The organism is Bacteroides bouchesdurhonensis (assembly GCF_900155865.1).
Lineage (GTDB): Bacteria > Bacteroidota > Bacteroidia > Bacteroidales > Bacteroidaceae > Bacteroides > Bacteroides bouchesdurhonensis.
Map to the genome: position 1 here is coordinate 343,490 of NZ_LT707006.1, position 12,150 is coordinate 355,639.

At 45.1% G+C, this 12,150-nt stretch carries 8 protein-coding genes and 1 pseudogene; all 9 read right to left on the reverse strand.

What is annotated here, in order from left to right:
* Positions 1–299: pseudogene (locus CZ225_RS23565) on the reverse strand (hypothetical protein); the annotation flags it as partial.
* A gap of 463 nt (positions 300–762) precedes the next feature.
* Positions 763–2,034, reverse strand: coding sequence for an RHS repeat domain-containing protein (locus CZ225_RS24785; RefSeq protein WP_077152720.1), 1,272 nt, complete (start codon positions 2,032–2,034; stop codon positions 763–765).
* A 68-nt stretch (positions 2,035–2,102) separates the two neighbouring features.
* Positions 2,103–2,666 carry a transposase gene (locus CZ225_RS24790; RefSeq protein ID WP_234982972.1) on the reverse strand — a complete coding sequence of 188 codons (564 nt, stop codon included), beginning with the start codon at positions 2,664–2,666 and terminating at the stop codon, positions 2,103–2,105.
* Between the two features lie 17 nt (positions 2,667–2,683).
* A complete protein-coding gene (locus CZ225_RS24795) occupies positions 2,684–3,172 on the reverse strand; it encodes a hypothetical protein (protein WP_234982973.1) in 489 nt (162 codons plus the stop codon).
* Between the two features lie 419 nt (positions 3,173–3,591).
* Positions 3,592–4,203 carry a hypothetical protein gene (locus CZ225_RS01345; RefSeq protein WP_077152721.1) on the reverse strand — a complete coding sequence of 204 codons (612 nt, stop codon included), beginning with the start codon at positions 4,201–4,203 and terminating at the stop codon, positions 3,592–3,594.
* 6 nt (positions 4,204–4,209) lie between these two features.
* Positions 4,210–7,608 (reverse strand): RHS repeat domain-containing protein, encoded by a 3,399-nt coding sequence (locus tag CZ225_RS24080; protein ID WP_083714546.1) that lies wholly within the window; start codon positions 7,606–7,608, stop codon positions 4,210–4,212.
* 253 nt (positions 7,609–7,861) lie between these two features.
* Positions 7,862–10,414, reverse strand: coding sequence for an RHS repeat domain-containing protein (locus CZ225_RS01355; protein WP_083714547.1), 2,553 nt, complete (start codon positions 10,412–10,414; stop codon positions 7,862–7,864).
* 20 nt (positions 10,415–10,434) lie between these two features.
* On the reverse strand, positions 10,435–11,031 hold the full coding sequence (locus CZ225_RS23120) for a hypothetical protein (protein WP_129585721.1): 597 nt from the start codon (positions 11,029–11,031) through the stop codon (positions 10,435–10,437).
* Positions 11,032–11,203: 172 nt separating this feature from the next.
* Positions 11,204–11,299, reverse strand: a complete 96-nt coding sequence (locus CZ225_RS24800; protein WP_159441740.1) for a smalltalk protein — start codon at positions 11,297–11,299, stop codon at positions 11,204–11,206.
* Between the last annotated feature and the right edge of the window lie 851 nt (positions 11,300–12,150).

The window sequence follows — 12,150 nt, forward strand, 5'->3', positions numbered from 1 at the left end:
CCCGCCTCATTGAGCAGCATCCTCAACACCCCATTCTCATAGACCGCATTCCCGCAGTAATCCGTTGTTAAGGTAGTAGCACCCGTCTTGTGTACCGTACGAAGCTTCGTCCCGTCGGCAGCATACTCATACCGGATACTGTTACCGTGCAAAGCCAAGAAAGACTCCTGATAACGACGTAAATCCCCCCAAACACGGGAAAAATACCGCTTTGTCCCATTTATCACAGGAAAATAAAGGAAAAGGAAAAAAACTTCCTTTTTATCCGCTCCATTAGTAGAGAAAATATCAACCTCCATAAACCCTGCACATCTTTTGGTTGAATTGATGTAACAATAAAACATAGAACGATAAAATGAGAAAACTATATAAGGAACATACGTTACACATTATACGAGGGAGTTTATCGAAGACTTACGAATAAAACTACCCTAACATAGAGTGATAAAAGTCATATACTAGGGTAATAAGTCATTATTTTTCTATTTTACTTACATAATCTATATTAGATTATATATAGAAGCAAATATAAATCCAACTATAATCAGTATTATTTCCACGACCCAAATAGTTTTAAGCTTTAACTGTGATGCAATTAAACGATCAATTAAAAACATTATACACATTATAAGTGTAAATCCAATGATAAATAACAATCTAAATGGTATCCATCCTGGTTTATAGCATAAATGTAAAGCATATCCTATTATCGATATTGGAAAAAATAATAATATAGGAGTTAATTTTACCTTTTTCATAATATCACTTATAAATTAATTTACCTCTTGGATTATATTTAATAATTGATTTAAATGCAGTACTAGGCACAATAGACCTGCTCGTTAAGGTTGTTATAGAAAAAGATGATTCCCCGAGAGAATGATTGGAGGGTATTCTATATTGAGTGCTTTTTCTATTATATGTTTTAATACCTCCCGCTTCCAATGATTCTTGTACTACTGTAGAACAATTATTTGCAAGTAAGTCATATGATTCATTTGTACTTATATCCATAAATGTACTTCTGATTATTTCATCCTGTTCTTCAGATGTAGGGATTATATATCCTTCTGTAAAGCCATAACTGTTTATAGAAGTGTCACTACCATTACCTTCAGTATTATATTGGCTATTTAAAAAATCTTGCGGACTCTTAAATTCACCTACAGCAATATCATTAAATTTGCGCCCTCCAGTGAATTTTCCTGAAACGTAAACATTATCCCCATTTATTGAGAAATACTGCCATACCTTTTCTTTGTTTTGAATCAATATTGCCATATGTTGTTCTAATCCATATCCCAAGTTTAATACTGTTATACTATCTCCCTTATAATCTACATATCTCATCGGATTGTTGGCACAATAATTATATAAGCTGAAATTATAATATTTCTCACTCATCGGATCCACCACATGCCACCTTCCTATCGCAGCATCATACTGTCTCGCCCCATAATCATACCAGTTCAGCCCATTCTTCTGATCCAGTTCCTTACCATTATACTTGTAAGGCTGAACACTAGCTGTAGAAGTGAAAGTTCCACCAAACGGATAATACGCATTCGTTTCCTCCACATTGCCATCCTTATCCGCCACCACACGGGTATTCCCCTGATGATCCTTCAAATAGAAATGGAACTTCCTGTCCGGGAAACTCACATACCCCGCCTCATTGAGCAGCATCCTCAACACCCCGTTTTCATAGACCGTATTTCCACAGTAATCCGTTGTCAAGGTAGTAGCACCCGTCTTGTGTGTCGTGCGAAGCTTCGTCCCGTCAGCAGCATACTCATACCGGATACTGTTACCGTTCGCAAAGGTTACCTCATCAGGCAAATTTAAAAGATTATATCCGATTTTACTAATATCCTTGTTTAAATTTTTAATCAGATTACCATTTTTATCATAAGTATGTTCCGTTGTCTGATTAGTATAGTCCTTAAACCATAATCCATTATCAATTACCAAGTTCATAACAAAACTGATACCTTCATCATAAATTGTATTTTTAAGTAAGATAAGTTGTTGCATACGAAATAATACCCTGATATATATTTTCCAGTTAAGATAATTAATAGTTCGTTAAAAATTAGCCAATCCTAAGCGGCTCTGGCAGTAAATAAAATGAGTTCTTTGAAAAGTTTGTCAATAACTTGTGAGTCTGGGTTAATCCCAAACACGCAAATAAATCGTTCAAGCATATAAGCATTGTGTATGAATGACTTGCAATTGGATATTGAATATGTTATTCCGAGCCTCTTACATGCCGCTTTTGCCAAGTTGACAGCGGCGAGTGATGCATTGAAGTGAAAATCCAACTTTCTGAAGTCTGTAGACTGATAGTTGGTGATTCGAGCATGCTGCTTGCCATCTCTGAAGCAAAATTCGAGTTGGAACCTGGTTCTGTAATAATCCGGGACTTCGCGTCCATCCATCGAATCGTCTGTAGAGAAGTAAAGCTGCCACTTGTCTGATCTTCCATCCATGGGATACCAGACGGATAAGGAAACGTACCTTTTGAGAGCTTTTGCATATACCCTCAATCCGTATAGCTTTCCCTTATTCACTTCGTATTCCTTGCATCGGGTAAGATCCAGATTGGCAAAGTTAATCCTACCGTCAAACCACTTGGGATGTCCTCGTTTTCCTATTTTCTTTTCCAATGTCGGATAGTATAGGATTACATCATTCCTGAAGCGGCTGATAACATGGAAAAGTTATTCTCACACATAGGCGTAATGAAAGTTTCCTTGGAGAAGAATGCGTCTGCAACCACCGTTACGGATATGCTCTGTATCTTGTCTTTTCTACTGACAAGATAGCTGCTATACCAATCAACGAGGTTTTTGCCCATATTATCCAAGGTCTTACAATCCGGCGTCTGAATGGAACCTAGAGTCATGCATTCATGGTAGTCGATGTCAATGACTCCAATGCCCATGATTTCCAATCCACGCTTATAATCCCCGGCACAGCCTGACCAGAAGTAACCAATCCAATGTGTCTTATGACCGGACTTGGGGATATAGGAAGGGGCAATGGCGATGGCTTTTCTTTTACCTATGAGATGCTTGCTGATGATAGAACCGTTGAACGCAAACCAGTCGAATGTTTCATTCTTAAAAAGGTTACGGTATGTCTGTTCCGAAAAACATCCATACCTGCCCAATTAGAGGAAATTTACACGATCCGGGATGGTCATGAATAATTTCATGGTATCCATGAAGGTCTTTTCAAAAGGTTTGCTTGTATTTACGACTGATTTGAGAGCCGACAGGCACTCGGATTGGTATTGTATAAGGAGTGTTCTTTAGTCATAATCAGAAGAGTTGAGGGACTTCTAATTTACTAAAAAAATAACGAATTATGCAATACTATTTTCTTTATTATCAGCAGGTTAGCTCCTTTTTTAGCACATTTTTTCATGCTAAACTATTCGTTTTTGACAACATTTCAATGATTTCTTTAGTGTTTTCGAACCAGCTTTTGCCGGGTCTATTGTTTAACTTTTAAAATCTCGGTAAAAATTTACCGAAGTATTGGATAATATATATCAGGATAAAACGAAATTTTGGTTAAATCAAAGTGTTACCAAACATCGAGCCAATACATTACATAATTTTCAAATATTACTATTCCTCTGCTATATCCATGTTGCCATCCATTTGGTAAACCAACTCCTGATTTAGAAAGATAATCATTCTTAAGAAAACAACCTTCTTCTGCATTAAATATAAAAATGGTCGCATTTTTATAAAAATCAGGTACGAAATCACCCCAAGTTCTAATATTGGAAATAGGAAACATATTCGAATCCTGACAATATTGAATCGAATCAGTATTAATTATGGTACTATCCTCTTCATAATTATAAGGAATAACCATTAAACAAGAGTCAGTAAAATGATATATGGCTTTAGCCTTAAGTAAAGCATCTTTTTTTAATGTCTCAATTTCTTTGTCATTTAAAATCAACATAACATGGATATAACTTAAGTCCTGTATTTTCGGATACTTAAAAGCTGTTATAAGCACTTTTTCATGAGCAATTTCTTTCGGAAAATGAGACACCAAATCTTCTGGATATAGACTAATGATCTCTTTATAGCCTTGAACTGTTTTTTCATCAGGATACTCTTGTGAAAAACAATTGTATTGAATAAAAAACAATTCTATTAGTACTAAACTTATTAATTTCATAAACTATTATTTATATATTAACAACTTTCCTTTTCCTTCTGTAGCATTATAATAATGATTCCAATTATTATAAATATTAATTGTTCGGTAATCTTGCTTACCCGTCATTATTGTTTCCATTCCATTAAAAACAGCTCCAACAGTACTATAGACATTATCACTTGTTTTTGGCACTCTATATGATATATAATTTCTTTCTATATATTCTGTTTTTTTCCCTCCTGTTAAAAGTACATCTATCACATCTAAGGCACTATACTTTCTCTGTATTAGTGGATCAGTTTTAATTCCTATCATTTTATTTTTATCAATCGGAAATATTCCATATTTCTCATTAATAAGATCGATTTCACCAGTAACAATCACTATGTTATTTTTCCCCGTTGGATAAGATTGTTCTCTAGACTTTTCGGATTTTAATTGTTGTATTGGATTAATACTATATCCATGCTTTTGAGCTAAAGAAGCAGATTCTTCAAAATTGTATAATTTCGATAAAACATCTTTCATACTTCCAAACATATTATTATCACCAATATGAATATAAGTTTGTTCATCATATGTCATCTGTAGTCCAACTGAATCCCGATGAAAATATAAATTTCCTGTCGATTCATTCATGTACCAGTCCCGTCCATCTATATCTATGTTTTTTATTGGATTATTATTACAATAAGCATATGAATTTACATTGTAGTATTTCTCACTTAAAGGATCCACCACATGCCACCTCCCTATCGCAGCATCATACTGTCTCGCCCCATAATCATACCAGTTCAGTCCATTCTTCGCATCCAACTCCTTACCATTATACTTGTAAGGCTGAACACTATTAGTTGAAGTAAACGTTCCACCAAACGGATAATACGCATTCGTCTCCTCCACATTGCCATCCTTATCCGCCACCACACGGGTATTCCCCTGATGATCCTTCAAATAGAAATGGAACTTCCTGTCCGGGAAACTCACATACCCCGCCTCATTGAGCAGCATCCTCAACACCCCGTTCTCATAGACCGCATTCCCACAGTAATCCGTTGTCAAGGTAGTAGCACCCGTCTTGTGCACCGTACGAAGCTTCGTCCCGTCAGCAGCATACTCATACCGGATACTGTTACCGTTGGCAAAGGTTACCTCATCAGGCAAATTTAAAAGATTATATCCGATTTTACTAATATCCTTGTTTAAATCTTTAGTCAGATTGCCATTTTTATCATAAGTGTATTCCGTTGTCTGGTTACTGCCGTCTTTAAACTCCGTACCATTCCCATAGACAGAGTTTGTTGCCGCATCCTTGACTGCCTGCAACTGATTGCCGTTATACGTCAAAGCCAGATGATCGATCAGCCCGTAGCTACTTGCAGCCGTCTGCCCGTAACGCTTCAACCCCAGAATATTCCCCATCTTGTCATACCCCGTAACCTGCTCATTGAATCGGTCCGTATTAGCGGAAAGCGTAGCGCCTTCCCCGTAGAGGGCATCCTTCAACCTGGAAAGACCGTCATACGTGAAACGGTACCCTCTTGGGCTGGTTTCCGATCCCGCCTTCCACGACATGCTGCTGATATTCCCATTATAGCAGGGAGTATTCCCCGTTATCGCCTCCTGATAATTGAGCGTCTGGCTGAACAACGTTCCCGTAATACTCTTCGTCCACGAACGGACGTTATACGCATACTCTGTCTTCAGCTTCGCATTCCCGTTCCTGCTGTCCGACTTCAAACGTCCCACCTCATCATAGGTGTTATCCACGATCGTCACCGCCGCGGCATTGTCCAACTGATAGGTAGTCCTTAACAAACGTTCCGCCTGATCATACGTATGGGTATATACTTCCGTCCGTGTATCCGCCCCGACCGTATGCACCTTCCTGACTTGTGTAGGGTTCCCCGGGAAGTCATAGGCGGTAAATATCTTATCCTCTCCTCCCAAAGAATTGTTTCCCCGCTGCTGGATCAAACGTCCCCGCCCGTCGTAATACATCACAGAGTACAGGTATCCCGATACAGCTCCGCTGCTGTTCAGTTTCGCCGTCAGCGTTCCGGTGAGCAACCCTTTGACTCCCACTGTCCTGAGCTCATCATATCCCGCTACTTTCTCGTAAGCAGTGGCAGTACCCGAAGGGATGCCATTGGAACCGATAAAGTCATACCGGTCATAATAATTTACACTCAATACCGTCGGGGTAGCCAGGGTGACTTGGGAGGGAAGCGTATATCCTTTCAGGTCATTGGTCTGACTCGTTCCCTTGAGCCGGGTAGCCTTTACTACGATGTCCTTCAACGGGTCAGCCGTATAAGCCAGTGTATTCTTGCAGGTCCCCGTCAAGACGATCCTTCCAAAAGCGTCCGGTATACTGAAGGACCATTCCCCTTTGGCCCGCTGTTCGCCGTCCTGTACGAATACAGGACGGTCGGCGGCATCATACACCGTATAGACAGGATCGCACCCGGGAAGTTTCTTGTAAATGCAACGGTTCCGCCCGTCATACTTGTAGACATAGGCATACTTCTGTATCGCTTCCACAGTCTCAATCCATGAAGCGGGAGTGGTGGTAGAAGTCAGCAAGTCCGAAGCCGCCGGAGGCAATACCATCCGCAGGTTCCCGTAGCCGTCATAGACGTAATAGGTATCATGCATCACCTCCCCGTCCATTACGCGTGAAAGGAGTACCCGGTCCGTAGCCCGGTCCTTGAATTCCAATGTGGTGTGACCGTCCTCGTCGGTGGTCTGCGTACAGTCGAGGGTACCTGTCGCATAGTCCTGCCGGTAGGTGAGGCTGTCCGCAGAAAGGGAATAGATTCGCACGCTCAATTTAGGGTAGAAGGTCAGGTAATGCGCCAGCCCTTTTTGGTTCTGGTTGGTAAGGAACGAGGCCTGTACAGGATGCTCCTCCCAGTCCTTTCCGGGACCGAACTGTTGTCTGATCCGGTTCAGCGGGGAGTTCTCGTAGACGGGATGGCTCCAGGGGGCAGTGTCTTCGCCATAATAACCAGCTGCCCGGGCTATGTCACCCACCGCGTAAGGTTCCATGTATCCGCCTCCCGAAGTATTCGCGCCTACAGGCAGGTAGCGGAAAGATTCCCGGTTAAGCCCGTCATAGGTTTGCAGGTTTACCAGGTCCTCCCCGTTAGGGGAGAGGCCATGCAGGATGTTCAGGTTGGGATTACCGAAGCGGTCGTAGTATTGGATTTCACGCCGCATCTGGTTCTCACTCAGTCCGGCAAGCCCGGAGGTCTTTACCCGCGGGGTCACGGTGATGATGTGGGGGTGTCCGGCACTGGTGTGCATGTACAGGGTGTCCCGGGACTGGGCGGAAATACCGCCGGGATACAGGGACAGGACCAGGAACGGTAGGAGGGTTCCCAATGTCCGCATATTTTTGATAGTTCGTAGCGTTTTCATAATGATTCGTTATTTTATGCTGTTATTTTATACTGTTATTTTACACTGTTTTTGATTCAGTTTTTGATTCAGTTTTTGATTCAGTTTTTGGTTCTGTTTTTGGTTCTGTTTTTTGGTTCAATTTTGGATTCTTGCGTTACCCTTGTTACAGGTTTTCTTTATCAGCCATGCCAAAAGCCGCGTCCGCGTCCGGTAAAACCGTCGGCCGGTATCCGCCACAGGCATATCCGGCCTTCAGCATGACCGCTCCCCGTTATTTCTCCCCCAGGTGGTAGAGATACTGTTGCAGCAGCACCTTGTTCGAGGCCGGGTCCAGGTAATAGCTCCTTGTCAGCCGGTTGAAACCGTCGTACTCATGCCGGGTGGTGATTCCATTGGGATCGGTGACGGCTACCACCCCTTGCAACGGTTCGTATTCGCAGGTGTATACGTTCGCTTCCGGTAAAGAAGCACGCAAAAGCTGCAGGGCCTGCAGCATGGCCGGGGCAGGCACCATGTCTCCCGCCCAACCGTCTGCCCGGGCGGCATCCACTCCCATGGCGGCCAGCACCTCCGACCGTGTGGCATTCTCTATCATGGCAACCGGGAAGCGGCCCCGGTATCCCCAGAGATACGTAATGGGAGTTCCGTCCTTTCCCAGCACCTCAGCCACATTGTTATATAAGTCGTAAGCCGTATAGACCACCTCATCCCGAAATTCCGTTTCCCGGTCCGTCGCTGAAACCACCCTATCGGGCAGGCTTGTCCCTTCCCGGAAGAGGATACGGTTCTCTTTCCAGCTACCCCCTTCCGTATGCCGGTGCATCGAGAGGATTCCCGGGAATTGCCCGTCCAGATAATCATACTCGTCAATAGTGAGACCTTCATCACTGCGGACAGTAGTTATCTTACGGGGTTCCAGAGAAGTTCCCGGCAGATGGGAAAACTCATACTCGAATGTCTTATTTTCCTTGTAAGACTCAAACTCATAAGGAGGTTGCTCGCAGGGTACTTGCTCACGGATTTCTATGGTATATTCTTTTGTGAGGAATGTATACGACCCGGGATCCAGATAGAAGGTAGTCTGGGCCGGACCACCGTCTTGGGCAGGATAGAACCTGCCGGCATTGAATACGTTATCCCACGAATATGCTCCCGGATTATCGAGGCAGACATCGGAACTGACAGAGATACGGCGTACCGGAATATCGATACTGACCACACCCCCCGTACCGGCATGTTCGTACTCATACTCCGTAGTAGATAAAAAGAAGCCGTTATCCTTGTAACGGTCCACCCGCTTGAGCTTTCCCGCCAGCCATTGGTCGTCGGACATGCCGGTGTATTCGTCCGCATGCTTTCCCGGATTGTTGGGAAGGGGGCATACGAGGCCTTTCAACTCGCTGTAAGAGTGGCTTAACAGGTAATCATTCACCTGTTTCTCTTTTTGGGCATAGTCCAGCCCGGGATCGTATTGGTCCCATTCCAGCACGTTGTTGTACTCATGGAAAGGCACATGGTAGACATACTCTGTCACGAGGGTGGAGCCGCCGCCTTCGATACTTTCCCTTACATTGCTGTAGAGCACGGGGCTTCCGTTGTGGAATGTGATCTCACCGACAGGATTGTTATGGATGACCGTCATAGTCTGGAGGTTGGTCGGGGAGAAAGGTACCAGCACGCTGGTCTGGTAATCCCGTTCGGTGATGATGTGCGGAATGGCCCCGCCTCCCCAGATGACTCCCCAGCCGATGGAGCCTTCCAGCCCGTAGCTGTATCTTTTGTGCACCGTCTTTTGCTCCTCGGGGTCGTAAGTGCGGATATGCTTGACACGAAGCCCGCCGACCGGACGCAGGTACATCGCGCCTTCTTCCTCCGGGCCCGGGTAGCCCATGGCGAAAGCTGCCTGGTTTCCTTCGTATTCAAAGTGGGTTTCCAGTCCTTGCGGGTCGGTGATCTGGATCAGCATGCCAAGGCTGGTCCAGGTGGCATTGGCCTCCCGGTTGGCTCCTTTGTAATCCAGCAGCAGGCGGATTGGCTGCCCGTCCTTGCTGTAAGCCAGGATCTTGCGGAAGCTGGGGACTGTATTGACGGCATGCCGGTTTTCCGGGCCGTTGCAGAATCCCCAATGGTCTACTACCCGGGTATCGATGGAAGGGACGTTCAGCCCGCCGTTATAATGGAACTTATACGTCTTTGTCTCCACCCCGGGTGCCGAGATGCTGACGGAATCCAGTTTGGTCAGGCTGGTATGGGGGTTGTAGGTGCTGAGGTGGAAACGGATGCTGCGCACCGGCTTTCCATGTTCGTCGGTCACTTCGATGGTATCGTATGCATCGTTCCAGTAGTCAGGACCGCCTACCGAATGGTAACTGATTTTCATCGTATTGCCCAGGAAACGGATGTCGGTCAGCCGGGGGACTTCAACGTCGTTGGGAAGGATGCTGCCCGAATTGTCAATGTAGAGGCCTTCGGAATAAACGGGGCTCAATTCCGCCTTATAATCATAATAGTAAGCTTCCGGGCCTGAGTTATAATCGGGCACCAGGGCATAGTTGTGTTCCTGGAGAGGAAAATGTTCGGTCAGGTTATACCCGTCTTCGGCGGCGTTCTTGTTGATGATTACTTCTCCGAGACCCATGCAGCCTTTGTTGGTCCCGGTTGACTGGTGGGGAAGGATATCGTATTCGAAGGTTACGGACGGGGTGGTCCGGTGTGGCGACCGGATGCCGGTACAGTGCCAGCGGTTGATGGTTTGGGTATAGAAGACTTTCTCCACTACGCCGTCGAACTCATAATAGTATCCTTTATCGTCGGTGATGGTCATTTTGTCGCTTCTATCCCAGTTTACCACATCGTTGGTGCGGGGCAGGTGACCATGGGGCTGCCCTGGTAGAGCATGTAGCCGCTGCCTCCTGCGTGGGGCAGGCTGTAGGTAAAACGGTCGGGCTGGCTGTCGCGGATGCCGCGGACAACCTCGTCCATAAAGTTGATCCGGTCCATTCTCGAAGCTCCGGGAGGGGTACCGCGGTGGTAGCTGCCCTCGCGCAGCCAGCCGTAATTGCCGGTGTCGTCCGTACCGCGGATCTCACGGCTGACGGTGGGCTCGAGGCTGAGGGACCAGTTGGTGCCGGCAAGGCCGCTGCCGTCATGGGGCTTGAGGCCGGAGGCGTGGTAGGACAGGGTGACGGGGAGCGTGATGTCTCCCGCGACGATCTCATAAAGGGGGATGCGGATGTCAGGTACCCCGGTGCAATGGTCCACCGGATAGGAATGGAATTTGTCCAGAACGGCCGCTTCGGGGGAAACGGGGAAGATCTGGGGCATGTCCAGCTTGACCACCTGGCCGAAGGTCGGCACCAGGGGAAGGCATGCGAGGACAAGAAGCCGGAAGAATTGTTCGGGAAGCCGGAGCTTGTTATTTTTGGTAGGATTGGTTTTCATAAGATGTTGTTTTTTATAAATTGAATAATGGGTTGTTTAATGAATATCGGTAAACGGTCCCCCTGATGGAACAGGGCCTGTATCCACAGGGGGATGGTACCGGTGTTGGTGTCTTGAATCTGTTTACAGAATTCAATGACTTGGCCTGTTGAATGCTTGCCCTGTTAGGATGCTACAGGTTCATGGCATTGGCACCTAACGCTCCGAGCACTGCCGAAGCCACAGCGATAATCGCTTTCAGGACGATATCCCATACGGATTTTTTCATTGGCATGGTCGTACACCTCCTTTCCGGTGGTTTTTAATAGTTGTTTTAATTTACGTTCAATAGTAGTCTCCAAGAGTGTAGGATGTTCTTTTATGTTACAAATTGAGTGTACTGTTCCCCGTCATGGCGGAAGCATCCGTCATGATAAATAGATAATATGGTTATTTACAGTGGCTTATCTACTTGGTGAAGTTCTACAGTCTTCGACCGTTCAATCAAGTCATTCTTACACTTTGTGCTGGCGAATAAATCTTACAGGGACGGGAACGGGGGAGGGCGGCACTGTTGCCGATAAAGTTTCCATTGGTTCGGATGGACATTATTAAGCAAGGCATTTGCGGCAGTACGCGAATACGCCTGAATGGGCAGTGCTCCGGCTTGCCCTTTGACGGCAGGAGGCAAGGCTGGCGTTTCCTTTTTGAAGAAGGGGTGCCCGGTTGTCCTATGAATGGTTAATTTGTACATGATGTTATTATTATTAGGGTGTTTATTGTTTATAATATCTGTTTTATTTCCGGCTGTCGCCACATGGTCTTGCGCATAAGCCCGGCAGGAACGGTGCAGGCGGCCGGAATATGGAAGCCGTATAATAAGTATTACTAACGGGACCGTAAAAAATCCGATGGGAGCGGGATTTTTAACAGGATTTATTTCCGGGGCTGCCGGGCAACTCCAAGATGACGGCGGATTATGGGTCAGGTTTCATAGGGGGTCCTCCTTTCTTAATGGCTAAAATGGTTAGCATGTTAGTATATATGACTCGTATACCGGTTTGCGGATCACAGATCTATTTATTATGGACACTAACCGTACACGTTATTACAATGCAAATATACTAACTATATTGTGAA

Bases quoted from the DNA above. Each gene is read 5' to 3' on its own strand.
- CZ225_RS24785 (WP_077152720.1), bottom strand. From the start codon at position 2,034: ATGCAACAACTTATCTTACTTAAAAATACAATTTATGATGAAGGTATC.
- CZ225_RS01345 (WP_077152721.1), bottom strand. From the start codon at position 4,203: ATGAAATTAATAAGTTTAGTACTAATAGAATTGTTTTTTATTCAATAC.
- CZ225_RS24080 (WP_083714546.1), bottom strand. From the start codon at position 7,608: ATGAAAACGCTACGAACTATCAAAAATATGCGGACATTGGGAACCCTC.
- CZ225_RS01355 (WP_083714547.1), bottom strand. From the start codon at position 10,414: ATGACCATCACCGACGATAAAGGATACTATTATGAGTTCGACGGCGTA.
- CZ225_RS23120 (WP_129585721.1), bottom strand. From the start codon at position 11,031: ATGAAAACCAATCCTACCAAAAATAACAAGCTCCGGCTTCCCGAACAA.
- CZ225_RS24800 (WP_159441740.1), bottom strand. From the start codon at position 11,299: ATGAAAAAATCCGTATGGGATATCGTCCTGAAAGCGATTATCGCTGTG.